This is a genomic window from Pseudomonas maioricensis (assembly GCF_022790535.1).
Lineage (GTDB): Bacteria > Pseudomonadota > Gammaproteobacteria > Pseudomonadales > Pseudomonadaceae > Aquipseudomonas > Aquipseudomonas maioricensis.
Genome location: NZ_LOHG01000028.1, coordinates 21451 through 46753 on the forward strand (window position 1 = coordinate 21451; position 25303 = coordinate 46753).

Below are 25303 nucleotides of genomic sequence, written 5' to 3' on the forward strand. Positions count from 1 at the left end.
AGCCTCATTGTTTTAGCTTCGCTTGCCGATTACGACGACCTTCAGGAGCCCAATCCAGCGCTCCAACCCGCCATAGGTAGACAAGACCTGCCAACAGAATTGCTATGAAAACGAGTGCTTCGACGAATCCGGTCCAGCCGCTTTCGCGGACGGACACAGACCAGGCAAAGAGATATAGGGCTTCAATGTCGAAGATCACGAAGAGCATCGCGACCAGATAGAATTTTGCCGAAAGGCGAAGGCGGGCGCTGCCGGTAGGCAACATGCCGGATTCAAACGGTTCGTTTTTGCTGCGGCCCCAGGCTTTGCTGCCCAGCAGGCTGGAAACACCGAGCATGAAGGCGCACAGGCCGACTACACCCAAAAGGAAAATGGCGAAGCCCCAGTTGTGGGCAATCAAACCTGTCGATTCGGACATGCTGGCATTCCTTGACAGAGATCAATGGTCTCTGAGCTTGAAAAGAGTATATGCAGCGACGATATGTCGCAGCGAAATCAATTTCGGTGATTTTATGTGCAAAAACAGGGCAAGTAAATTTTCTATATCAAATTAATTTGTGCAATTAATCACTTACGGGCCGCAGTTGAGGGCTTGGAGCAGGCGGGGCGGGGGTTGGCGGGGTTTAAGCTAATTATGTTTCGTTCTAAAAAGTTACGGAACAAGGAGTGTTTTCTAAATGATAATAAGTATCATTTGTTGTTGGTTGTGGTTAAGTGGGTTATTTTGCTAATTAGTTACGAATTTCAGCTAATACCTAAGTCGTAGGCGTTCTGCTTTCGCTTTGCCAAGTCGGGTCTTGCAGCGACCGGAATGATGTCATCGCGAGCAAGCTCACTCCTACAGTTTGAAATGCGGTTAACTGTAGGAGTGAGCTTGCTCGCGATGGCGATGTGTCAGGCGAAATAGACCGCCCAATGCAGACGGTCTGTAGTGGAATCAGCAGCCATCAATGAAACTGCTCTTCCTCCGTAGAGCCCGTCAGCGCCGTCACCGAAGACACTCCACCCTGAATCACGGTGGTCACGTCATCGAAGTAGCCGGTGCCCACTTCCTGCTGGTGGGCGACAAAGGTGTAACCTTTGGCGGCATCGGCGAATTCCTGCTCCTGCAGTTTCACGTAGGCAGTCATGTCGTTGCGGGCGTAGTCGTGCGCCAGGTTGAACATGCTGTGCCACATGTTGTGAATGCCCGCCAGGGTGATGAACTGATGCTTGTAACCCATGGCCGACAGCTCACGCTGGAATTTCGCGATGGTCGCGTCGTCCAGGTTCTTCTTCCAGTTGAAGGACGGCGAGCAGTTGTAAGAGAGCAACTGATCCGGGTATTCCTTCTTGATTGCTTCAGCAAAGCGGCGCGCTTCATCCAGATCCGGCTTGGCGGTTTCGCACCAGATCAGATCGGCGTAAGGCGCATAGGCCAGGCCACGTGCTATCGCTTGATCCAGCCCGGCGCGTACCTTGTAGAAGCCTTCATGGGTACGGGTACCCGTCACGAACGGCTTGTCATACGGATCGCAGTCGGACGTCAGCAGATCTGCAGCGTTTGCGTCGGTACGTGCCAGAATAATCGTCGGCACACCGGCAACGTCCGCCGCGAGGCGAGCGGCTACCAGTTTTTGTACCGCTTCCTGGGTGGGGACCAGAACCTTGCCGCCCATGTGGCCGCATTTCTTGACCGATGCCAGTTGGTCCTCAAAGTGCACGCCTGCGGCACCGGCTTCGATCATGCTTTTCATTAGTTCATAGGCGTTGAGTACGCCGCCAAAACCGGCCTCGGCATCCGCTACGATGGGTGCGAAGTAATCGATGTAGCCTTCGTCGCCCGGACCTTTTCCGGCTTTCCACTGAATCTGGTCGGCGCGGCGGAAAGAATTATTGATGCGCTTGACCACGGTCGGTACGGAGTCCACCGGGTACAGCGATTGATCGGGGTACATCGATTCGGCCGAGTTATTGTCGGCGGCTACCTGCCAGCCAGACAGATAAATAGCCTGAATGCCGGCCTTGACCTGTTGTACCGCCTGACCGCCGGTGAGGGCGCCCATGCAGTTGACGAAGTCTTTATCAGGACGGAAGGAAGGCTTGGCACCTTGAGTGACCAGATTCCAGAGCTTCTCCGCGCCATTTCTGGCGAATGTGTGTTCAGGTTGAACCGAGCCACGCAGGCGGACGACGTCAGCGGCGGAATACGTACGGGTCACATTTTTCCAGCGCGGATTTTCAGCCCAGTCTTTCTCGAGAGCTGCTATTTGTTGTTCGCGTGTCAGTGCCATGAGCGAAACCCCTTTCACATAGGTTTTGTTGGAATGTCCTGCTCCGCCAAAACGCCCCGGATATCGAAGGCACATGGATGGCTGCTCGCTGATCAGATGTCTGGCTATGAGCCTGGTTTGAGCGATGGCGGCTGGGACGGTCGTTCGAGAGGGGGAAGAGCGGGCGCAAGGCGTGGCTGTGGCGTGCAATCGGACATTTGGGGTGCCCGGCGGCTTCACTCAGCAGTTTTGCCGATGGACCGTAATACGCTTCCGTCCCTCAGGACAACTTCGTTCCAGTCGCAACCTCATCAAACTGCCTTGTGGGCGGTGCAGACACGAATCGGCTCGTAGGATTTGAGCGCGACCCGAAGGCTCTTTTCAGGGCCTCTGATTAGCGGGAGCGAGGCAATCATGCCTCGCCATTTTTGACTCGTCAAACGTTTTGTAGTGCTTTTTTGTTATCACTACATATTTGTTTTATCGCGACCCGCCGGTCAGTAAAAGGCCCTGTAGTACCCGGTTTTACTGGAGCCTTTGTTCAGTCTAGGGTTTGCACCATCACACGTAACGTCATGTCCTCACGGCCTTGGGTCGAATACTGCTGAGTATTGCCCTGACGGTCAGCAACTGACTGATCGCTCACGCCCGCCAAGGTGATCCATTCACCCAGGCGCCCGCTGACCTGGCTGTCGGTACTTTGCACCTTGAAGGTGTCGGACCGTTCCTGGCTTACGCGATCGCGGTTGGTGCTGATATTCAGGTGCACGAGGTCACCGGTCACGCTAGCGGTGACGTAAAAACCCTGAGTCACATTGCGGTATTCGGTGTTGCTCTGGGCATAGCCGTAATTGTCGGTCCGTGACGTTGTAACGGGCACGCTCTGGCCCACCTGGATCAACGCTGGCGCGCCTTCGCTGGCTTGCACCTGCTGCACGCCACCCTCGCGGCTGGCAGTGCCATAGTTGATGACGCGGCTCTGATTGATGCCATTGCTGCTACGTGAAGCGCTATCGCTGGTATCGACGCTGATCAGCAAGCGTTTGGCGGCGACATCAAGTTGTGAGAGCAATGCTCGCAGTTCTTCGATCTTGCGCGGCTCGGCATTGACGATCAGTTGGTTGTTGTAGGCGCTGACTGAGCCGTCTGGACCCAGAAAAGATTTGGCGACTGGCAGCAGGTCATCGCTTGTTCTGTAATTGAGCGGTACCACTTCGGTAGCGGCCATGGCAGAAACACTACATATCAGCAGCAGTGAAGTGAGCAGGGGGCGCAGGAACATGAGTCTGATCTCCTGGAACGGCTAAATATGAGCTGAGTTTGCCAGTTTGTCGGCTTGCGTGAGCACAAGTTGAACAGTAGGCGTATGCGGATAGCAAAACGCCCTGCCAGCCTGTACCAGCATAGTCATGCTGAAACAGGCGGGCAGGGCGTTGAGTCAGGCGGTTCAGCCCGAATGGCGCGTCATGTTCACGTGGGGCAGGCCTGCCTCAAGAAACTCTTCGCTGACCACGGTAAAGCCAAAGCGCTGGTAGAACTTGACGGCCTGGACCTGGCCGCTGAGATTCTGCTGCTTGAGGTCGCGTCGCTCGGCTTCGTCGATGACGGCGCTGAGCAGCGCTTCACCGACTTTCATGCCGCGCCAGTCCTTGAGTACAGACAATCGACCGATTTCACCGTCCGGCAGCAGGCGGGCTGTGCCTATCGCAAAGTCCCCCTCCAGCGCCAGGAAGTGAATGGCTTCGCTGTCTTCAGCGTCCCATTCCAGTTCTGGCGGCACTGACTGTTCGGCAACAAATACGGCATCGCGTACGCGACGGATATCGGCATTGTCTTTGTGCCAGTCAGCGACACGCACGTTGGTTCTATTCATCGGCAAACCCCAGGCTTCCTTGTTTTACCAGCTCACAGAGCAGGTTGCGTCCTTCTTCATCGGCCAACCATTGGCCGAGGTTGTCACTGTGCAGGGCATCGGCGGCGCAGATCATTTTCAGCAGTTCGCGCAGGCTGCCCGGCAGCAGACGGCTTTGACCACTGGCGAACAGTAGCAGGTCGTCGTCGACTTCGGACCAGGCCAGGCGCGCGCTTGGGTTACGAATGAGAACTGCGCCCTGTTCCAGGCTGCTCAGCAGGTCTTCTTCTTCCAGTTCCGGACCTGTCACCAGTTCCGGATAGCGCGGCTCGGTCATGAACTGGCCGAACCAGGTCAGCAGTAGGCGCTCGTCGCCCATGTGTTCAGCCAGCAAGGCTTTCAGGCGGTCCAGAGCGTCGTGCTGGATCTGATGAGGATCATTGGCCGGCTGGGCGTCTGCATCCGTGTAGCGCTCTTCGTCAGGGGTGAACTGGCTGAGGAAGTCGGTGAAGTGGGTCAGCACCTCGGCGGCGCTCGGGGCGCGGAAGCCGACCGAGTACGTCAGACAGTCATCAACGGCGACGCCGCAGTGGGCGAGACGCGGCGGCAGATAGAGCATATCGCCCGGTTCCAGCGTCCATTCTTCAGTCATCTGGAAGTCAGACAGGATGCGCAGGTCAGCATGTTGCAGCAGTGGACTGTCCGAATCGCACATCTGACCGATCTGCCAGTGACGCTTGCCGTGACCTTGCAGCAAGAACACGTCGTAGTTATCAAAGTGCGGGCCGACACCGCCGCCAGGTGCTGCGTAACTGACCATGACGTCGTCAATGCGCCAGCTCGGCAGGAAGCGGAAGTTCTCCAGCAGTTCGCCGACTTCCGGCACGAACTGGTCAACCGCCTGGACCAGCAGCGTCCAGTCTTTTTCTGGCAGCTTGCTGAATTCGTCTTCAGCGAACGGGCCGCGACGCAGCTCCCATGGGCGCTCGCCGTTCTCGATGACCAATCGCGATTCGACTTCTTCTTCCAGGGCCAGGCCAGCCAGCTCGTCAGGATCGATCGGGCTCTGAAAGTCCGGCAGGGCCTGACGGATCAGGAGGGGCTTTTTCTGCCAGTAGTCACGCAGGAAAACGCGCGCGCTGATGCCGCCCAGAAGTTGAAGAGGAATATCAGGATTCATGTGTAACCTATTGAAAGTTTGTCTTTTCGAGACTGCAATAAAAACGCCCGGCATCGCCGGGCGTGTGCAATGGTTTTTCGCAGATCAGATGCGCTTGGCTTGAGCAACCGCATTGCCGATGTAATTGGCCGGGGTGAGTTTGTTCAACTCGGCCTTGGCCTCGGCAGGCATGTCCAGCGTGTCGATGAACGTCTGCAGGGCTTCAGGGCTGATGCCCTTGCCGCGTGTCAGTTCTTTCAGCTTCTCATACGGGTTTTCGATGTTGTAACGACGCATCACGGTCTGGATTGGCTCTGCCAGGACTTCCCAGCAAGCGTCCAGATCAGCGGCGATTTTCTGCTCGTTGAGCTCCAGCTTGCTGATGCCCTTGAGGGTGGCTTCGTAAGCAATAACGCTGTGAGCGAAGCCGACGCCCAGGTTGCGCAGCACGGTGGAGTCGGTCAGGTCACGCTGCCAGCGGGAGATTGGCAGCTTGCTCGCCAGATGCTGGAACAGTGCATTAGCGATACCCAGGTTGCCTTCGGAGTTTTCGAAGTCGATCGGGTTGACCTTGTGCGGCATGGTCGACGAACCGATTTCGCCTGCGATTGTGCGCTGCTTGAAATAACCCAGGGAGATGTAGCCCCAGATATCACGGTCGAAGTCGATCAGGATGGTGTTGAAACGCGCAATGGCGTCGAACAGCTCGGCGATGTAGTCGTGCGGCTCGATCTGCGTAGTGTAAGGGTTGAAGCCCAGACCCAGCTCGTCTTCGATGAAGGCGCGCGCGTTGGCTTCCCAGTCGATGGACGGATAAGCCGAGATGTGTGCGTTGTAGTTGCCGACTGCACCGTTGATCTTGCCCAGCAGCGGTACCGCAGCGATCTGGGCGATTTGACGCTCCAGACGGTACACGACGTTGGCCAGTTCTTTACCCAGAGTGGTCGGGGAGGCTGGTTGACCGTGGGTGCGCGACAGCATTGGAACGTCAGCAAAGCGGATGGCAAGCTCGCGAATCGAATCAGCGATCTTGCGCATCAGGGGCAGCATCACGTTGTCGCGGCCTTCGCGCAGCATCAGTGCGTGGGACAGGTTGTTGATGTCCTCGCTGGTGCAGGCGAAGTGGATGAACTCACTGACCTTGTCCAGCTCAGGCAGCTTGGCAGCTTGCTCCTTGAGCAGGTATTCCACGGCTTTGACGTCGTGGTTGGTGGTGCGCTCGATTTCCTTCACGCGCTCGGCGTGAGTCACCGAGAAGTCTTCCGCCAAGGTATTGAGAATGGCGTTGGCTTCGGCAGAAAACGCCGGAACTTCAGTGATTTCAGGGTGCGCGGCCAGACGCTGGAGCCAGCGTACTTCAACCATGACGCGAAAACGGATCAGGCCGTATTCGCTGAAAATTGGGCGCAAGGCCTCGGTTTTACCGGCGTAGCGGCCGTCAACAGGGGAAACCGCAGTGAGCGAAGAAAGCTGCATGGGGTGCTCTCGGACAGTCAGGCAACGAAAAGGGGCGCGTATCATACATTAAAACCAGGCCGGATCGGGGCGGCCTGACCAGCGTATGTCACGCGGTGTTTGTCAGCAGTGTCTGCAAATGTGTGGCGAATCAGCCATGCATCAGCGGGTACAGTTCTTTCAATAGCTTGCGGCGACTCACAACCAGCTGCCAGCGATGCCCGCCATTTTGCCGCCACAGGCGCGCAGAGCGAATACCGGCCAGCAGCAGGGCGCGGATTTTTGAAGCGTTGCTCGGCTGCTGCAGGTTGCGCATGTCGCCGTGCACCTGGATGCGCTGGCGTAGTGTGCTCAGCGTGTCTTGATACAGCGCGCCACAGGCCGCGATCACGTTTTCGTGGGCGATGCCGAAGTGTTCGACTTGAGACTGGATTTGCGGCAGGCGGTTGCCTACGGTTTCCAGCATGTCGTCGCGCTTGGCCAGTTGGCGTTCCAGGCCCAGCATCGACAAGGCATAGCGCAAGGGTTCGCGCTGCAATGTCGACGGGTCACGTTCCAGGGCGCTGGCCAGGGCGCGGTAGCCTTCACGCAGGTTCAGGTCGTCGCCGCCGTAAACGTCAAGCGTGTCCTTCGGGTCCTGCACCAGCAGGCTGCCGAGCATGCAGCCCAGGACTGCTTCGCTGCTTTGACCGGTCTTGGCGATCCGGTCTACCAGCACGGCGGCCTGAAACACGCCAGCCAGTGCGATCAGTTGCTCCTGAATCGGGGTCATCAACGCTTGTCCTTGCTGTGCCAGGCTTCGGCGACTTCAATTACGCCGCCGCCCAGGCAGATTTCACCGTCATAAAACACCACGGACTGACCGGGTGTGACGGCGCGTTGCGGTTCGTCGAAGGTGGCGCGATAGCCGTCGGCGGTCTGCTCCAGCGTGCAGAGCTGATCGCTTTGGCGGTAGCGCACTTTAGCTGTCAGGCGACGCGGCGTGCTCAGGTCGATCGGGTTGACCCAGTAGATCTGCGAAGCCACGAGGGCCCGGGAGAACAGCCAAGGGTGATCGTTGCCCTGACCCACGATCAGCTCGTTGTTCTCAAGGTCTTTGACCAGCACGTACCACGGATCATCGCTGGCGTCTTTCAGGCCACCAATGCCCAGGCCCTGGCGCTGGCCGATGGTGTGATACATCAAGCCGCTGTGGCGACCGATGACTTCACCTTCGGTGGTCTTGATCTCGCCGGGCTGAGCGGGCAGATACTGGCGCAGGAAATCCGTAAAGCGGCGCTCGCCAATGAAGCAGATGCCGGTGGAGTCTTTCTTTTTTGCCGTCGCCAGGCCGTGCTTCTCGGCAATCGCCCGCACTTCGGGCTTCTCCAGTTCACCGACCGGAAACAGGGTCCGCGCGATCTGATCGCCACCGACGGCATGCAGGAAGTAGCTCTGGTCTTTGTTCGGGTCCAGGCCCTTGAGCAGTTCGGTGCGGCCGTCGATATCGCGACGGCGCACATAGTGCCCGGTGGCAATCAGGTCGGCACCGAGCATCAGGGCGTAGTCGAGAAACGCCTTGAACTTGATTTCGCGGTTACACAGGATGTCCGGGTTCGGCGTGCGACCGGCTTTGTATTCAGCCAGGAAGTGCTCGAACACGTTGTCCCAGTATTCAGCAGCGAAGTTGGCGGTATGCAGTTTGATGCCGATCTTGTCGCACACGGCCTGGGCGTCGGCGAGGTCTTCACGGGCGGTGCAGTATTCCGTTCCATCGTCTTCTTCCCAGTTCTTCATGAACAGGCCTTCCACCTGGTAGCCCTGCTCCATGAGCAGAACGGCAGAAACCGAAGAGTCTACGCCGCCGGACATGCCGACGATGACGCGCTTCTGTGCAGTATCGGAAAGGGTTGAATCAGGCATAGGAATTCAATGGGTAGCTTCGAAAAGGACGCGATTCTAACAGGAGCGGGCGCGTGAGTCTCACGCCTTGTCGCGCAGCAGGTCGAGACTGAAGTGTTCGCCGTTCAGGTAATCGTCCACGCAGCGCAGCACCAGCTCGCTCCGCCAGCGGTCCTGCTGAGCAATGAGTTCGTCACGGGTCAGCCATTGCGGGCCGATAATGCCGTCATCCAGTTGATAGTCAGGATTGTGGCGTAGCGGTTTGGCGGCAAAGCAGATGCGCTGATAGGTCACACCGTTGCTTGGCGCGGTGTAGAGATAGATGCCGATGACGCTGGTCAGTTCGACATCCCAGCCGGTCTCTTCGAGGGTTTCGCGTATAGCGGCGCGTTGCAGGGATTCATTTGGGTCCAGATGACCGGCAGGCTGGTTGAGTACCGCTTTGCCACCCTTGAGTTCTTCTACAAACAGGAATTTGCCTTGATCTTCGACGATCGTGGCGACGGTGACGTGGGCTTGCCAGTTCATAGGGTGGGGCCTGCATGGTGGGGGATTTGAAATGCTCTCCTGTAGGAGTGAGCTTGCTCGCGATAGCGTCCTGACAGGCAATAGAAGCTTCGTATGAGGGACCGCGATCGCGAGCAAGCTCACTCCTACAGGAATTTGGGGTTGCAGATACACAAACCCCGGCGCAAGGCCGGGGTTTGTGTGTGGCACAAAACCTTAGTTCAGCGAAGCAATCGCTGCGTTCAGGGTTGCGCTTGGGCGCATGACTTTGCTGGTCAGCTCAGGGTTCGGGTAGTAGTAACCGCCGATTTCCGCTGGCTTGCCTTGTACGGCGTTCAGTTCGGCAACGATTTTTGCTTCGTTGTCAGCCAGGTTTTTCGCCAATGGGCTGAACTGAGCCTTGAGGGCCGCGTCGTCGTTCTGTGCAGCCAGGGCCTGAGCCCAGAACAGCGCCAGATAGAAGTGGCTGCCGCGGTTGTCGATGTTGCCGACTTTACGCGAAGGCGACTTGTTGCGGTCCAGGAACTCACCGGTCGCCTGATCCAGTGTCTTGGACAGAACCAGTGCTTTCGGGTTGTTGTAGGTGTTGCCCAGATGCTCCAGAGAGGCGGCCAGCGCCAGGAACTCACCCAGGGAATCCCAGCGCAGGAAGTTTTCTTCAACCAGTTGCTGAACGTGCTTCGGAGCAGAGCCACCGGCGCCGGTTTCAAACAGGCCACCACCGTTCATCAATGGCACGATGGACAGCATCTTGGCGCTTGTGCCAAGTTCCATGATCGGGAACAGGTCGGTCAGGTAGTCGCGCAGTACGTTGCCGGTCACCGAAATGGTGTCCTTGCCAGCGCGAGTGCGCTCCAGGGTGAACGCCATGGCTTCCACAGGCGACAGGACGCGAATGTCCAGGCCGGTAGTGTCGTGATCGGCCAGGTACTTGTTGACCTTCTTGATCATCTCGGCGTCATGGGCGCGAGCCGGGTCCAGCCAGAACACGGCAGGGGTATCGCTGGCGCGAGCGCGGTTGACGGCCAGTTTGACCCAGTCCTGGATCGGCGCATCCTTGGCCTGGCACATGCGCCAGATATCACCTTCTTCGACGTTCTGTTCCATCAGCACTTTGCCGTCGCTGTCGGTTACGCGGACAACGCCAGGTGTCGTGATCTGGAAGGTCTTGTCGTGAGAACCGTATTCTTCGGCTTTTTGCGCCATCAGGCCGACGTTCGGTACGCTGCCCATGGTGGTCGGATCGAAGGCGCCGTGTTTCTTGCAGTCTTCGATCACAGCTTGATAGATGGTTGCGTAGCAACGATCCGGGATCACGGCCTTGGTGTCCTGCAGTTCGCCAGCAGCGTTCCACATTTTGCCCGAGTCACGAATCATGGCCGGCATCGATGCGTCGACGATAACGTCGCTAGGCACGTGCAGGTTGGTGATGCCTTTGTCCGAGTTGACCATCGCCAGCGGGGCGCGCTCGGCGTACACGGCCTGGATGTCAGCCTTGATTTCAGCTTGTTTTTCAGCAGGCAGGGCGCTGATGCGGTCGTACAGGTCGCCGATACCGTTGTTCAGGTTGAAGCCAACTTGCTTGAGTGCATCGGCGTGCTTGGTCAGCGCGTCCTTGTAGTACTCAGCGACGATCTGGCCGAACATGATCGGGTCCGAGACCTTCATCATGGTGGCTTTCAGGTGAACTGAAAGCAGCACGCCTTGAGCCTTGGCATCTTCGATAGCCGAGGCGATGAAGCTGCGCAGGGCTTTGGTGCTCATGACCGACGAGTCAATGATCTCGCCTTCTTTGACGGCGGTCTTTTCTTTCAGGACGGTTGCAGTACCGTCCTTGGCGATCAATTCAATTTTTACATTGCCAGATGCGCCGATCAGTGCGGCTTTTTCGCTGCCGTAGAAGTCGCCATTGCTCATGTGGGCAATGTGGGATTTCGAGTCGGCAGCCCAGGCGCCCATCTTGTGCGGGTGCTTGCGAGCGTAGTTCTTGACCGACAACGGCGCGCGGCGATCAGAGTTGCCTTCACGCAGAACCGGGTTCACGGCGCTGCCTTTGGTCTTGTCGTAGCGTGCGCGGACGTCTTTTTCCGCGTCTGTGCTCGGCGACTCAGGGTAGTCGGGGATCTTGAAACCCAGTTCTTGCAGTTCTTTGATGGTCGCCTTGAGTTGAGGGACCGAGGCGCTGATGTTTGGCAGCTTGATGATGTTGGCTTCTGGCGTGGTGGCCAGCTTGCCCAGTTCGGCGAGGTGGTCGCCAATTTGCTGATCAGCGCTCAGGGATTCAGGGAAGCTGGAAAGAATGCGGCCCGCCAGAGAGATGTCTCGCGTTTCAACGTCGATATCAGAGGAGGCAGTGAAGGCTTCGATGATAGGAAGAAGCGAGTAGGTGGCGAGGGCTGGAGCTTCGTCGGTAAAGGTGTAGATGATCTTCGAACGGTTGGACATTTCGTATGAACTCTCTGTTTTGCTGAGCATGCACAAAATCTCGATGCGCGCAGGGTATGCACTTTGCTCGCAGTCTCTTTCATGAGCCTGAGTCGAGGTTTATTCGCGATGATGATGGTAGGTGCATCAGTCGAGCGTCAAGCGGTCGGGCGGCGGTTGCTGCACAACACATACAAGGGCGCAAAGTCTCTTTCCAGACTGGTCGGCCCCTATGACCCGTTAGTCACGGCGGGAGTATACCAAACCCTTGGCGCTAAGCATTAATGCTAAGCGTTCTAAGTAATCCGGAGTATTGGCCGTTGGTCGAGGTTGGCGGCTGGCGGTGTTTCAGGCGCCATGGCTTGCCGAATGAGCGTCAATTGCAACTGGTGCAATGGATGAAGCCATTGTTCGGTCTCGGTCTCAAAACAAAACTGGCCGGCTCAGATCCCTGAGCTGGCCAGTTTTTTCAAGCTTGGCGCATTGCGGTGGGGCAGTCCGGGTCAGGCCGTAACCTTGTCAGACACGTCCGCAGAGTTTCGGGCGGTGGTGGGCGACGCAGTTGCATCAACCGAGGTTGCCGCCTTGATTTTTACAGCATGCAGCCCTTTAGGGCCCTGGATAATCTCGAAGATGACCGCCTGGCCTGCCTTGAGGGTCTTGTAACCATCCATTTCGATAGCAGAAAAATGGGCGAACAGGTCCTCGGTTTTCCCATCTTCCAGGATAAAGCCATAACCTTTTGCATTATTGAACCACTTGACCTTACCGCTGAGCATAGTCACATCCCTCTGCAAAGGACTCCGTTGGGAGTATCATCCACCTCATCCGCCGGACCGAAAAAAATTTTGGTTGACTGCGCGGACCCTTTTTACCCAATGTGGGTTCTATTGTTTGTAACACCGTTTAGCCGATAGTCAAGGTCACGCGGCGGTCCATTTGAAAACCGGTCAGACTGCGACTCATTATTCAATCCGCCCCTTTACGAACTTTTCTTTCCATGCATGCAATCAGCAAGATTCGACTAACATCAAGTCAGGACAATCCGGATTCCCATGAGGATGACGCGGCGGGCATCGCGGTTCAGGATGCCCAGCCGACGTTGCAGGCGCCACCGATGTACAAGGTGGTTTTATTTAATGATGATTACACACCGATGGATTTCGTCGTCGAAGTGCTCGAGGTGTTCTTTAACCTGAATCGTGAGCTGGCGACCAAGGTCATGCTGGCCGTCCATACAGAGGGACGTGCAGTATGTGGATTGTTTACCCGCGACATCGCCGAGACCAAGGCAATGCAGGTCAACCAATACGCCAGGGAAAGCCAGCATCCGCTACTCTGTGAGATCGAGAAGGACGGTTAAACGCCGACCACTTGGGTATGAGGTGAAGCTATGTTAAACCGTGAGCTCGAAGTCACCCTCAATCTGGCCTTCAAGGAGGCTCGTTCGAAACGTCATGAGTTCATGACTGTCGAGCACCTTCTGCTGGCCCTATTGGACAATGAGGCTGCCGCCACTGTTCTGCGTGCCTGCGGCGCAAACCTCGATAAGCTCAAGCATGATCTGCAGGAGTTCATCGACTCCACCACGCCGTTGATCCCCGTTCATGACGAGGATCGCGAGACCCAGCCTACGCTGGGCTTCCAGCGCGTTCTGCAACGTGCAGTTTTCCATGTACAGAGCTCGGGCAAACGTGAAGTGACCGGCGCCAACGTGCTGGTTGCTATTTTCAGTGAGCAGGAAAGCCAGGCAGTGTTTCTGCTCAAGCAGCAGAGCGTGGCCCGCATAGATGTCGTCAACTACATTGCTCATGGCATATCCAAGGTGCCTGGGCACGGCGATCACTCTGAAGGTGAGCAAGATATGCAGGACGACGAGGGTGGTGAGTCTTCTGCTTCAGGTAATCCTCTGGATGCCTATGCCAGCAACCTTAACGAACTGGCACGCCAGGGGCGCATAGATCCGCTTGTCGGGCGTGAGCAGGAAGTTGAGCGGGTTGCTCAGATTCTGGCCCGTCGTCGCAAGAACAACCCGCTTCTGGTGGGCGAGGCAGGGGTGGGCAAGACCGCCATTGCCGAAGGTCTGGCCAAGCGTATCGTCGATAATCAGGTGCCTGATCTGTTGGCCAGCAGCGTTGTTTACTCTCTCGATCTGGGAGCATTGCTGGCAGGTACCAAATACCGTGGCGATTTCGAAAAGCGCTTCAAGGCCCTGCTCAATGAGCTGAAAAAACGTCCGCATGCTATCCTGTTTATCGACGAGATTCACACCATTATCGGTGCCGGTGCGGCTTCTGGTGGCGTGATGGATGCTTCGAATCTGCTCAAGCCGCTGCTGTCCTCGGGCGATATTCGTTGCATCGGTTCGACAACTTTCCAGGAATTTCGCGGCATCTTCGAGAAAGACCGTGCTCTCGCACGTCGCTTCCAGAAGGTTGATGTGTCGGAGCCGTCCGTTGAAGACACCATTGGTATCCTCAGAGGCCTGAAAGGCCGCTTTGAGCAGCATCACAGTATCGAATACAGCGATGAGGCCTTGCGCGCTGCTGCCGAGCTGGCATCGCGTTACATAAACGACCGTCACATGCCGGACAAAGCCATTGACGTCATCGACGAGGCGGGCGCTTATCAGCGTCTGCAGCCTGTCGAGAAGCGCGTCAAACGGATTGAGGTGGCGCAGGTTGAAGACATCGTGGCGAAAATCGCGCGGATTCCACCTAAGCACGTCAACAGTTCCGACAAGGAGTTGCTGAGGAATCTGGAGCGTGACCTGAAGCTGACGGTATTTGGTCAGGATGCGGCGATCGATTCGCTGTCCACTGCGATCAAATTGTCCCGGGCCGGCTTGAAGTCGCCTGACAAACCTGTGGGTTCCTTCTTGTTCGCCGGTCCTACCGGCGTCGGCAAGACCGAAGCCGCTCGTCAGTTGGCCAAGGCTCTCGGGATCGAGCTGGTGCGCTTCGACATGTCTGAGTACATGGAGCGGCATACCGTTTCACGCTTGATTGGTGCGCCGCCAGGTTATGTAGGCTTTGATCAGGGCGGTCTGCTGACCGAGGCAATCACCAAGCAGCCACATTGCGTGTTGTTGCTCGATGAAATCGAGAAAGCGCATCCGGAAGTCTTCAACCTGCTGTTGCAGGTAATGGATCACGGTACCCTGACCGATAACAACGGGCGTAAAGCGGACTTCCGCAACGTGATCGTGATCATGACCACTAACGCGGGCGCTGAGTCGGCGGCTCGGGCTTCGATCGGCTTCACTCATCAGGACCACTCGTCTGATGCGATGGAAGTCATCAAGAAGAGCTTCACGCCTGAGTTCCGTAACCGTCTGGACACCATCATTCAATTTGGTCGCCTCAGCCATGAGGTTATCAAAAGCGTGGTGGACAAGTTCCTCACCGAGCTTCAGGCGCAGTTGGAAGACAAGCGCGTGCTGCTTGAGGTGACCGACGCCGCCAGAGGTTATCTGGCCGAGAGTGGTTACGATGCCGCAATGGGCGCCCGTCCAATGGCGCGCTTGATTCAGGACAAGATCAAGCGTCCGCTGGCTGAGGAGATTCTCTTCGGCGAACTCTCCGAGCATGGTGGCGTGGTACATATCGACTTCAAGGATGGTGAAATCACCTTTGACTTCGAAACCACCGCAGAAATGGCTTAAGTCTTACGCTTCATGAAAAGCCCCGCATCTCGAAAGAGGTGCGGGGTTTTTTGTTGAGTTCATATTGGTGGTGTCGATGGCGCGCGCTGTCTTGCGGTAAGTCTGACGTCTGTAGGAGCTGCCGAAGGCTGCGATGGCAATGTATCAGGATGAATGCTTCGCAGCCTTCGGCAGCTCCTACAGAGTGACGAGTTTTCCACAAAACCCGGGCACACAAAAACGCCCGGCAGGTGCCGGGCGTTTTTGTTAAGACCTGCTTAACGGGCGCGGTAAGTAATGCGCCCTTTGCTCAAGTCGTAGGGCGTCAGTTCAACACGCACCTTGTCACCGGTAAGAATACGAATGTAGTTCTTGCGCATCTTGCCGGAGATATGCGCGGTTACGACGTGCCCGTTTTCCAACTCCACACGAAACATGGTGTTGGGCAGGGTGTCGACGACAGTGCCTTCCATTTCGAAGCTGTCTTCTTTCGACATGCAGTAAAGCCCTCGGTATCTAATGAGTGGCCCGGTGCAAGTGGCGCCAGGCAAAAGCGGCGTGCATTGTGCCCGAAAAATGCCGGTTAAGCCAAGGTCTTCAATAAAGAGTGATCCATCTTTGGTTTGTCAGCAGCTCGATGGGCCGATATTGGGTCTTGTAATTCATCTTTTGGCAGTTCTTGATCCAGTAGCCCAGATACACCGCGTGCAGTTGCAGGCGTGCCGCTTCGGCGATCTGCCACAAAATGGCGTAGCGCCCCAGACTGCGGCGCTCTTCGGCGGGTTCGTAGAACGTATAAACGGCCGAAAGTCCGTTAGGCAGCATGTCGGTAACCGCTACCGCCAGCAGGCGTTTATCCACGCGGAACTCATAGAATCTGCAGAAGGGAAGATCGCGTACCAAAAAAGTCGAAAATTGATCGCGACTGGGGGGGAACATGTCGCCATCGGCATGCCTTTGTTCGATATAGCGCTGGTAAAGGTCAAAATATTCTTCAGTGAAGCGCGGCTTGGCGCTGCGCACTTCGATGTCCGCATTGCGTTTGAAGATGCGTTTCTGCTGCCGGTTGGGTGTAAAAAGATCGACAGGGACGCGCGCGGGCACACAGGCGCTGCAATTCTGGCAGTGCGGCCGGTAAAGGTGATCACCGCTGCGGCGGAATCCCATGTCCGAAAGATCCGCGTAAACCTGCACATCCATCGGCTGGCTGGGATCCAGAAAAAGCGTCGTAGCCTGCTCTTCCGGCAGGTAGCTGCACGAGTGGGGTTGAGTGGCATAAAACTTCAGCCGTGCCAGCTCTGTCATGATTGCCCCCCCCTGTAGCCAAAAAATAAATCCTTAGTAAGAGTGTATGTCAGCCTGCTGAACTCGCCTAGGCAGCCAGTCGGCGTCATTAGGCTGGTCCAGATGCTGGCGCAGGTAGTCGGAGAACTCCTTGCGCGGAATAGGGCGGGCACCAAAGCTCTGTAAGTGGCTGGTATGCATCTGGCAGTCAATCAAAACAAAGCCCCAGGCTTTCAAGCGTTCGACCAGTGTGGCGAAGCCGACTTTGGAGGCGTTGTCGGTCCGACTGAACATTGATTCACCGAAAAAAAGTTTACCCATTGCCAGTCCGTAAAGCCCGCCTGCCAATACGTCGTTCTCCCAGACTTCAACGCTGTGAGCATAGCCACGCTGATGCAACTCCATATACGCGGCCTGTATCGAGCCGGTAATCCAGGTTCCGTCTGCATAGGCGCGTGGTCCGGCGCAGGCGCGAATCACTGCTGCGAAGTCCTGATCGAAGGTCACGCGAAAACGTTCCTGACGCATCACCTTGGCCAGGCTGCGCGAAACGTGGAGCTCATCGGGGAAGATCACGGTTCTAGGGTCTGGCGACCACCAGAGAATGGGCTGCTCATCCTGAAACCACGGGAAGCAGCCATGGCGATAGGCTTGAACCAGCCGCTCTGGAGAAAGGTCGCCGCCCGCAGCAAGCAGGCCGTCGGGTTCGCGCAAGGCTTTTTCCAATGGCGGGAAGTTCAGGTTTTCACGGTTTAGCCAAGTCAGCATAAGGTCGGTACTTTGCAGAAGGGGAGGGCGGGGGCGTCGCGCTACTGCAACTCCCTGCGGCACTCGTGGTCATAAACGGTCGTCCGTCACAGGCAAATGTCCCCAAGGGTTTGAACAGGTGGCACGTCATGCAGCGGTTCTTTGCCGGGGCAGTGCCTGAGGTTGCCTTCGAAAACTGATCGTTCGGTTAAAGATGCGGCATAAGTCTTTGTCACGAAAGAAAATGCATGCTCAAATTGAACGTTTGCGACGGTGCTTGAAGAAGGGCTTCGCCCACGCCAGACTAGTGTTTTGTCGCTTGTACCGGTTTGCTCAATGGCCACGGGTGAGTTCAGTCCTGCGATTCAGGCTGAAACTACCCGGCTAGCCAGTGGTTTACAAGGCAGGACGCTATCGTGGCATCAGGCGTACAAACCCGTACAATGCCCGCTTTGCAGTCGGCCGTTCAAGCTATATGGCTTGGCAAATGGTTTCACAACTGCAGTCGTTGGTAGTCAATCACCAGATGTTCGCGCTCTAGCGCAGGAATAAAAGCGTTTTGAAGAAATCCACCGCAGTATCCAGCACCGTTCCGCTCTGGCGGCAGCAATTGCACTACCGGCTCAAGGAAGGTGCGTTGATCGCCTTTGGCGCGCTGTGCCTGTATTTGATGATGGCGTTGCTGACTTACGATCAGAACGATCCCGGCTGGAGTCATACCAGCAGTTCGGTTGAGGTTCAGAACGCGGCCGGCCGTGCTGGCGCCTTCTGTGCCGACATTCTGTTCATGGTGTTGGGTTACTTTGCCTATATTTTTCCACTGTTGCTGGCGGTCAAGGCGTATCAGGTGTTCCGCCATCGCCATGAGCCGTGGCAGTGGAGCGGCTGGCTGTTTTCGTGGCGGTTGATCGGTCTTGTGTTTCTGGTACTCGCCGGTGCAGCACTGGCGCATATCCATTTCCATTTTGCGGCAGGCTTCCCGGGGTCAGCAGGTGGTGTGCTGGGTGAAGTTCTCGGTGATATGGCCAAGAGAGCCCTGAACATCCAGGGCAGTACGCTGCTGTTCATCGCCTTGTTCCTGTTTGGCCTCACGGTGTTTACCGATCTGTCCTGGTTCAAGGTCATGGACGTGACGGGCAAGATCACGCTCGACTTGTTCGAGTTGTTCTACGATGCCGTCAACAATTGGTGGGCGGCGCGTAACGAGCGCAAGCAGATGGTTGCGCAACTGCGCGAAGTCGATGAGCGGGTCAACGAAGTGGTTGCACCAGCCACCACTGATCGTCGCGAGCAAGCCAAAGCCAAAGAGCGATTGATTGAGCGCGAGCAGGCGCTGAGCAAACACATGACGGCGCGTGAAACGCATATTCCTGCGGTTATCGCCCCTGCACCGGCCAAGGCACCCGAGCCCAGCAAGCGCGTCATGAAGGAAAAACAGGCGCCGTTGTTCGTGGATAGCGCCGTAGAAGGAACGCTGCCGCCGATATCGATCCTCGACCCGGCAGAAAAGAAACAGCTCAACTATTCGCCCGAATCACTGGCCGCAGTTGGCCATTTGCTGGAAATCAAGCTCAAGGAGTTTGGTGTTGAGGTGTCGGTGGATTCGATTCACCCAGGCCCTGTGATTACCCGTTACGAAATTCAGCCCGCTGCCGGCGTCAAGGTCAGTCGTATTGCCAACCTGGCCAAAGACCTTGCACGTTCTCTGGCGGTGACGAGCGTTCGTGTGGTTGAGGTCATCCCGGGCAAGACCACGGTGGGTATCGAGATTCCGAACGAAGACCGGCAGATCGTACGTTTCTCTGAAGTACTGTCGACGCCCGAGTACGACAACGCAAAGTCGCCCGTCACGTTGGCTCTGGGGCACGACATCGGCGGCAAGCCGGTGATCACCGATCTGGCAAAAATGCCGCACTTGCTGGTGGCCGGTACAACCGGTTCCGGTAAGTCCGTGGGCGTTAACGCGATGATTCTTTCGATCCTGTTCAAGTCCGGCCCGGAAGACGCCAAGCTGATCATGATCGACCCGAAGATGCTTGAACTGTCGATCTACGAAGGCATCCCGCATCTGCTTTGCCCGGTGGTTACCGACATGAAAGACGCTGCCAACGCATTGCGCTGGAGCGTTGCCGAGATGGAGCGTCGTTACAAGCTGATGGCGAAGATGGGCGTGCGTAACCTTTCCGGCTTCAACCAGAAGGTCAAGGAAGCTCAGGACGCAGGTACGCCGCTGGCAGACCCGCTCTACAAGCGTGAAAGTATTCATGACGAAGCACCGCTGTTGACCAAGCTGCCGACCATTGTCGTGGTTGTGGATGAGTTTGCCGACATGATGATGATCGTCGGCAAGAAGGTCGAAGAGTTGATTGCGCGTATTGCCCAGAAGGCACGTGCGGCAGGTATCCACTTGATTCTTGCCACCCAGCGTCCTTCGGTCGATGTGATCACGGGCCTGATCAAGGCGAACATCCCGACGCGTATGGCGTTCCAGGTGTCGAGCAAGATCGACTCGCGGACCATCATCGATCAGGGTGGCGCGGAACAACTGTTGGGGCACGGTGACATGCTGTACATGCCGCCGGGCACCAGCTTGCCGATTCGTGTTCATGGCGCCTTTGTTTCCGATGATGAAGTACACCGCGTGGTGGAAGCCTGGAAGCTGCGTGGCACTCCGGATTACAACGACGATATTCTGGCAGGTGTCGAGGAGGCCGGTAGCGGCTTCGAAGGCGGTAGCGGTGAAGGGGGCGAAGACAGCGAAAGTGATGCGCTCTATGACGAGGCGGTCAAGTTCGTACTGGAAAGCCGCCGCGCATCGATTTCTGCGGTGCAGCGTAAACTGAAGATCGGTTACAACCGTGCCGCCCGGATGATCGAGGCGATGGAAATGGCTGGCGTCGTAACCTCCATGAACACCAACGGCTCGCGTGAAGTGATCGCGCCGGGCCCGATGCGCGACTGATCGCGCACTTCCATAAATGCCCCGTCAGCGCTTCAATGCTGGCGGGACTCCACCGAACTCTATGAGGGCTCCCATGCGTCTAATCCGCATGTTGTTGGTAACAGCACTGACTTTCTCCGCGATTCCTGCGCACGCCGACAGCAAGGACGTCGCACGCCTGACCCAGTTGCTGGAAACGTCCAAAACCCTGACCGCGCGTTTCTCCCAGTTGACCCTGGACGGTGGCGGTACTCAGTTGCAGGAAACGTCGGGTGAGATGTTTTTGCAGCGTCCGGGTTTGTTCAACTGGCACACCGATGCTCCTCAGGAGCAATTGATGGTCTCCGACGGCAAGAAGGTTTCCCTGTGGGACCCGGACCTGGAACAGGTCACGATCAAGACCCTCGACCAGCGTTTGACCCAGACCCCTGCATTGCTGTTGTCCGGTGATGTCTCCAAAATCAGTGAAAGTTTTGATATCACTGCCAAGGAAGCGGGCGGCGTGATTGATTTCACCCTCAAGCCAAAAACCAAGGACACCTTGTTCGATAGCCTGCGCCTGTCGTTCCGCAACGGCGTCATCAATGACATGCAGTTGATCGACAGCGTCGGCCAGCGCACCAATATCCTGTTCACCGGCGTGAAAGCCAATGAGGCGATCCCGGCGAGCAAATTCCAGTTCCAGATTCCGAAAGGCGCTGACGTCATTCAGGAATAAGAGGTTTTAACGGTTGTCCATGGACCTGTTTCGAAGTGAACCGATTGCTCAGCCGCTGGCCGCACGTTTGCGTGCGACCAATCTGGATGAGTACGTCGGTCAGGAGCACCTGCTGGCTCACGGCAAACCTCTGCGTGAGGCGCTGGAGCAGGGGGCTCTGCATTCGATGATTTTCTGGGGGCCTCCCGGTGTGGGTAAGACCACGCTGGCCCGGCTCCTGGCGAAAGTCTCGGATGCGCACTTTGAGACGGTCTCTGCGGTACTGGCCGGGGTCAAAGAGATTCGTCAGGCGGTAGAAGTTGCCAGGCAACAGGCCGGGCAATACGGCCGCCGGACCATTTTGTTTGTCGACGAAGTGCACCGCTTCAACAAGTCCCAGCAGGATGCATTCCTGCCATATGTCGAAGACGGCACGCTGATCTTCATTGGCGCCACTACTGAAAACCCGTCGTTCGAACTCAACAACGCTTTGCTGTCGCGGGCCCGGGTCTATGTCCTCAAGAGCCTTGATGAAGCAGCGCTGCGCAAGCTGGTGAATCGGGCGCTGACCGAAGAGCGCGGTCTGGGCAAGCATCAGTTGAGCCTGAGCGATGAAGGTTTTGCCATGCTGATGGCCGCTGCCGACGGGGATGGTCGGCGCATGCTGAACCTGCTGGAAAACGCGTCGGACCTGGCCGAAGACGGCTCGGAAATCAGTCTGGAGCTGCTGCAAAGCCTGATGGGGGACAGCCGTCGTCGGTTCGATAAGGGCGGCGAAGCGTTTTACGACCAGATATCCGCCTTGCATAAATCCATTCGCGGCTCCAACCCTGATGCAGCCCTGTACTGGTTTGCCCGGATGATCGATGGCGGTTGCGACCCTTTGTACCTGGCCCGGCGCGTGGTGCGTATGGCCAGTGAAGATATTGGCAATGCTGATCCGCGCGCGCTGCCGCTGTGTATGTCTGCCTGGGATGTTCAGGAGCGTCTGGGCAGCCCGGAAGGCGAGCTGGCTGTGGCTCAGGCGATTGTTTATCTGGCCTGTGCGCCGAAAAGCAACGCGGTTTACATGGGATTCAAGGCTGCGATGCGCGAAGCGACCGAGCATGGTTCGCTGGAAGTCCCGCTGCATTTGCGCAACGCGCCGACCAAGCTGATGAAGCAACTGGGCTATGGCGAAGAGTACCGCTACGCTCACGACGAGCCGGACGCCTATGCTGCCGGGGAAGATTACTTCCCTGAAGACCTGGATCCGCGTCAGTATTATCAGCCGGTGCCCCGTGGCCTGGAGCTGAAAATTGGTGAAAAACTCAAGCATCTGGCTGCGCTGGACGCTGCCAGCCCTCGTCAGCGGAGAAAGTAGTGCTCAAAACCATTCTTGCGGTGTCGATTGCCGGTATCGCTGGTACATTATTGCGCTTCGCTGCTGGCACTTGGGTCAGCGCGAACTGGCCAAAGCATTTCTATGCGGCGACTCTGGCGGTAAATATCGTCGGTTGCCTGATTATCGGTGTCCTCTACGGCCTTTTCCTGTTGCGCCCGGAAGTACCCATTGAGATTCGGGCCGGCTTGATTGTCGGCTTTGTTGGCGGTCTTACGACCTTTTCATCCTTTTCACTGGATACGCTGCGCCTGCTTGAAAGCGGGCAAATGCCGTTAGCCCTTGGCTATGCCGGTATCAGCGTGTTCGGCGGGCTGCTCGCTACGTGGGTTGGCCTGTCCCTGACCAGACTTTGATAAACGAGAGAACGATATGCTCGATTCCAAACTGTTACGTACCCAACTTCAGGACGTAGCGGATCGCCTGGCTTCCCGTGGCTTTACACTGGACGTTGCCCGCATCGAAGCGCTGGAAGCCCAGCGCAAGACCGTCCAGACCCGCACTGAACAGCTACAGGCCGAGCGTAATGCCCGTTCCAAATCCATTGGGCAAGCCAAGCAGCGCGGTGAAGACATCGCTCCGCTGATGGCTGATATCGACCGTATGGCCGAAGAACTCAACACCGGCAAGAAAGAACTGGACGGCATTCAGGCCGAGCTGGACTCGATGCTGCTGAGCATGCCGAACCTGCCTCACGAATCGGTGCCGGTAGGTGCTGACGAAGACGGCAACGTTGAAGTTCGTACCTGGGGCACACCAGCTTCGTTCGATTTTCAGGTACAGGATCACGTTGCGCTGGGCGAGAAATACGGCTGGCTGGATTTTGAAACCGCCGCCAAGCTGTCCGGTGCGCGTTTCGCCTTGTTGCGTGGCCCTATCGCGCGTCTGCACCGTGCGCTGGCGCAGTTCATGATCAACCTGCACATCAACGAGCATGGCTACGAAGAGGCCTACACGCCTTATCTGGTTCAGGCGCCTGCACTGCAGGGCACTGGTCAGTTGCCGAAGTTCGAAGAAGACTTGTTCAAGATTTCCCGTGAAGGCGAGGCAGACCTGTATCTGATCCCGACCGCGGAAGTGTCGCTGACCAACATCGTCTCCGGTGAAATCATCGACGCCAAACAGATGCCGATGAAGTTTGTGGCTCACACACCTTGCTTCCGCAGCGAAGCGGGCGCGTCGGGGCGTGATACCCGCGGTATGATCCGCCAGCACCAGTTCGACAAAGTCGAGATGGTGCAGATCGTCGAGCCTGAAAAATCCATGGAAGCCCTGGAAGGCCTGACCGCCAACGCTGAGCGCGTTCTGCAGTTGCTGGAGTTGCCTTATCGCGTGTTGGCTCTTTGCACCGGCGACATGGGCTTCAGCGCGGTCAAGACCTACGACCTGGAAGTGTGGATTCCGAGCCAGGACAAATTCCGCGAAATTTCGTCGTGCTCCAACTGTGGTGATTTCCAGGCGCGCCGCATGCAGGCTCGCTGGCGTAACCCGGAAACCGGCAAACCCGAGCTGGTGCATACCCTGAACGGCTCGGGCCTGGCCGTTGGCCGGACGCTGGTTGCAGTGCTGGAAAACTACCAGCAGGCCGACGGTTCCATCCGTGTTCCAGAAGTGCTCAAGCCTTACATGGGCGGGCTTGAGGTCATCGGCTAAATGGAATTTCTGCCGCTGTTCCATAACCTGCGTGGCAGCCAAGTGTTGGTTGTGGGCGGTGGCGAGATTGCATTGCGCAAATCCCGCCTCATTGCCGAAGCCGGTGCTGTATTGCGCGTTGTTGCGCCCGAGATCGAGCCGCAACTGCGTGAACTGGTTGAGACGAGTGGCGGGCACCTGATTTTGCGTGGCTACAACGTCAGTGATCTGGACGGCTGCGTGCTGATCATCGCTGCCACAGATGACGAGCCGCTCAACGCTCAGGTCTCTCAGGATGCCAAGCAGCGTTGTGTACCGGTTAACGTGGTGGATGCGCCTGCTCTATGCAGCGTGATCTTCCCGGCGATCGTCGACCGCTCTCCGTTGGTCATTGCCGTGTCAAGTGGTGGCGATGCTCCAGTGCTGGCGCGCTTGATTCGCGCCAAGCTGGAAACCTGGATTCCTTCCACTTACGGCCAATTGGCCGGTCTGGCTGCACGTTTCCGGACTCAGGTTAAAAACCTGTTCCCGGACGTCACGCAGCGTCGTGCCTTCTGGGAAGAGGTTTTCCAGGGGCCGATTGCTGACCGGCAATTGGCTGGGCAGGGCGCTGAAGCCGAGCGTCTGCTGATCGCAAAGATCGAAGGCGATGCACCGCATGCTCCCGGTGAGGTGTATCTGGTGGGCGCTGGGCCGGGTGATCCGGACTTGCTGACGTTCCGTGCTCTGCGCCTGATGCAGCAAGCCGACGTGGTGCTCTACGATCGTCTGGTGGCGCCCGCGATCCTGGATCTGTGCCGACGTGATGCCGAGCGTGTCTATGTGGGCAAGCGCCGTGCTGATCATGCGGTTCCGCAAGACCAGATCAACCAGCAACTGGTTGATCTGGCGAAGCAGGGCAAGCGCGTTCTACGTTTGAAGGGCGGTGATCCGTTCATCTTCGGGCGGGGCGGTGAAGAGATTGAAGAACTGGCTGCTCATGGCATTCCATTCCAGGTCGTACCCGGTATCACTGCGGCCAGTGGTTGCGCGGCCTATGCGGGTATTCCTCTGACTCACCGCGATCATGCGCAATCAGTACGCTTCATCACCGGGCACTTGAAAAACGGTACCAGTGATCTTCCGTGGCGCGATCTTGTAGCGCCCGCACAGACTCTAGTTTTCTACATGGGCCTGATCGGCCTGCCGATCATCTGTGAGCAACTGATCAAGCACGGTCGATCCGCTGATACCCCGGCGGCGTTGATTCAACAGGGCACCACTTCCAGTCAGCGAGTCTTTACCGGCACCTTGGCCGATTTGCCGCGAATGGTAGCGGAGCATGAGGTCCATGCGCCGACGCTGGTGATCGTGGGTGAAGTGGTCCAGTTGCGCGAAAAACTCGCGTGGTTTGAAGGTGCTCAGGCGACGGTCTGAGACAGTCGACCACCTGAAGTAATGCCTGTCGG

Annotated in this window: 22 protein-coding genes; 8 read left to right on the forward strand and 14 right to left on the reverse strand. The window is 57.1% G+C overall.

Going from position 1 to position 25303, the window contains the following annotated elements:
- Positions 1–4 precede the first annotated feature (4 nt).
- From AUC61_RS25045 to cspD, 11 genes are all read right to left on the reverse strand, one after another.
- The gene (locus tag AUC61_RS25045) at positions 5–418 is read right to left on the reverse strand and encodes an NADH-quinone oxidoreductase subunit A (RefSeq protein WP_027899398.1); all 414 of its coding nucleotides are present in this window, start codon (positions 416–418) and stop codon (positions 5–7) included.
- Between the two features lie 529 nt (positions 419–947).
- Positions 948–2273: an isocitrate lyase gene (aceA, locus tag AUC61_RS25050; protein WP_027899399.1), complete on the reverse strand. Its 1326-nt coding sequence runs from the start codon at positions 2271–2273 to the stop codon at positions 948–950.
- Positions 2274–2793: 520 nt separating this feature from the next.
- The gene (locus tag AUC61_RS25055) at positions 2794–3534 is read right to left on the reverse strand and encodes a secretin N-terminal domain-containing protein (RefSeq protein ID WP_243248925.1); all 741 of its coding nucleotides are present in this window, start codon (positions 3532–3534) and stop codon (positions 2794–2796) included.
- Positions 3535–3699: 165 nt separating this feature from the next.
- Positions 3700–4125, reverse strand: a complete 426-nt coding sequence (locus tag AUC61_RS25060; RefSeq protein WP_243248926.1) for a GNAT family N-acetyltransferase — start codon at positions 4123–4125, stop codon at positions 3700–3702.
- The gene (locus AUC61_RS25065) at positions 4118–5284 is read right to left on the reverse strand and encodes a ribosomal protein uL16 3-hydroxylase (protein ID WP_087265257.1); all 1167 of its coding nucleotides are present in this window, start codon (positions 5282–5284) and stop codon (positions 4118–4120) included. Before AUC61_RS25065 ends, AUC61_RS25060 begins: the two co-directional genes overlap by 8 nt.
- An 84-nt stretch (positions 5285–5368) precedes the next feature.
- Positions 5369–6739, reverse strand: a complete 1371-nt coding sequence (gene purB / locus AUC61_RS25070) for an adenylosuccinate lyase (protein ID WP_243248927.1) — start codon at positions 6737–6739, stop codon at positions 5369–5371.
- A gap of 130 nt (positions 6740–6869) precedes the next feature.
- A complete protein-coding gene (gene hflD, locus AUC61_RS25075; RefSeq protein ID WP_243248928.1) occupies positions 6870–7490 on the reverse strand; it encodes a high frequency lysogenization protein HflD in 621 nt (206 codons plus the stop codon).
- The gene (mnmA, locus tag AUC61_RS25080; RefSeq protein ID WP_243248929.1) at positions 7490–8620 is read right to left on the reverse strand and encodes a tRNA 2-thiouridine(34) synthase MnmA; all 1131 of its coding nucleotides are present in this window, start codon (positions 8618–8620) and stop codon (positions 7490–7492) included. The genes hflD and mnmA overlap by 1 nt, the downstream gene beginning before the upstream one ends.
- A 60-nt stretch (positions 8621–8680) precedes the next feature.
- Positions 8681–9127 carry an NUDIX hydrolase gene (locus AUC61_RS25085; protein ID WP_243248930.1) on the reverse strand — a complete coding sequence of 149 codons (447 nt, stop codon included), beginning with the start codon at positions 9125–9127 and terminating at the stop codon, positions 8681–8683.
- Positions 9128–9322: 195 nt separating this feature from the next.
- Complete coding sequence (locus AUC61_RS25090; RefSeq protein ID WP_243248931.1) at positions 9323–11551, reverse strand: NADP-dependent isocitrate dehydrogenase; 2229 nt, start codon at positions 11549–11551, stop codon at positions 9323–9325.
- 482 nt (positions 11552–12033) lie between these two features.
- Entirely contained in the window at positions 12034–12309 is a 276-nt protein-coding gene (gene cspD, locus AUC61_RS25095) for a cold shock domain-containing protein CspD (RefSeq protein WP_243248932.1), read from the reverse strand.
- Between the two features lie 221 nt (positions 12310–12530).
- Here cspD and clpS point away from each other — a divergent pair, with 221 nt between their 5' ends.
- On the forward strand, positions 12531–12893 hold the full coding sequence (gene clpS / locus AUC61_RS25100; protein ID WP_122666255.1) for an ATP-dependent Clp protease adapter ClpS: 363 nt from the start codon (positions 12531–12533) through the stop codon (positions 12891–12893).
- Positions 12894–12923: 30 nt separating this feature from the next.
- Positions 12924–15194 carry an ATP-dependent Clp protease ATP-binding subunit ClpA gene (gene clpA, locus AUC61_RS25105; protein WP_122666254.1) on the forward strand — a complete coding sequence of 757 codons (2271 nt, stop codon included), beginning with the start codon at positions 12924–12926 and terminating at the stop codon, positions 15192–15194.
- A gap of 257 nt (positions 15195–15451) precedes the next feature.
- On the opposite strand, the gene infA is transcribed toward clpA, so the two are convergent.
- The 3 genes from infA to aat all read right to left on the reverse strand — a co-directional run bounded on the left by infA (position 15452) and on the right by aat (position 17225).
- Positions 15452–15670 carry a translation initiation factor IF-1 gene (gene infA, locus AUC61_RS25110; RefSeq protein WP_002553999.1) on the reverse strand — a complete coding sequence of 73 codons (219 nt, stop codon included), beginning with the start codon at positions 15668–15670 and terminating at the stop codon, positions 15452–15454.
- 100 nt (positions 15671–15770) lie between these two features.
- Positions 15771–16478: an arginyltransferase gene (locus AUC61_RS25115; RefSeq protein ID WP_243248933.1), complete on the reverse strand. Its 708-nt coding sequence runs from the start codon at positions 16476–16478 to the stop codon at positions 15771–15773.
- 33 nt (positions 16479–16511) lie between these two features.
- Positions 16512–17225 carry a leucyl/phenylalanyl-tRNA--protein transferase gene (aat, locus tag AUC61_RS25120; protein ID WP_243248934.1) on the reverse strand — a complete coding sequence of 238 codons (714 nt, stop codon included), beginning with the start codon at positions 17223–17225 and terminating at the stop codon, positions 16512–16514.
- A gap of 538 nt (positions 17226–17763) precedes the next feature.
- Between aat and ftsK the strand changes: the two genes are divergently transcribed.
- The 6 genes from ftsK to cysG all read left to right on the forward strand — a co-directional run bounded on the left by ftsK (position 17764) and on the right by cysG (position 25271).
- Complete coding sequence (ftsK, locus tag AUC61_RS25125) at positions 17764–20166, forward strand: DNA translocase FtsK (RefSeq protein ID WP_243248935.1); 2403 nt, start codon at positions 17764–17766, stop codon at positions 20164–20166.
- Between the two features lie 73 nt (positions 20167–20239).
- The gene (lolA, locus tag AUC61_RS25130) at positions 20240–20863 is read left to right on the forward strand and encodes an outer membrane lipoprotein periplasmic chaperone LolA (RefSeq protein ID WP_243248936.1); all 624 of its coding nucleotides are present in this window, start codon (positions 20240–20242) and stop codon (positions 20861–20863) included.
- Between the two features lie 19 nt (positions 20864–20882).
- A complete protein-coding gene (locus AUC61_RS25135; protein ID WP_243248937.1) occupies positions 20883–22205 on the forward strand; it encodes a replication-associated recombination protein A in 1323 nt (440 codons plus the stop codon).
- Positions 22205–22579: a fluoride efflux transporter CrcB gene (crcB, locus tag AUC61_RS25140; protein WP_027899218.1), complete on the forward strand. Its 375-nt coding sequence runs from the start codon at positions 22205–22207 to the stop codon at positions 22577–22579. The genes AUC61_RS25135 and crcB overlap by 1 nt, the downstream gene beginning before the upstream one ends.
- A 16-nt stretch (positions 22580–22595) precedes the next feature.
- Positions 22596–23876, forward strand: coding sequence for a serine--tRNA ligase (gene serS, locus AUC61_RS25145; RefSeq protein WP_243248938.1), 1281 nt, complete (start codon positions 22596–22598; stop codon positions 23874–23876).
- The gene (gene cysG, locus AUC61_RS25150; protein ID WP_243248939.1) at positions 23877–25271 is read left to right on the forward strand and encodes a siroheme synthase CysG; all 1395 of its coding nucleotides are present in this window, start codon (positions 23877–23879) and stop codon (positions 25269–25271) included. It begins immediately after the preceding gene.
- Positions 25272–25303 lie beyond the last annotated feature (32 nt).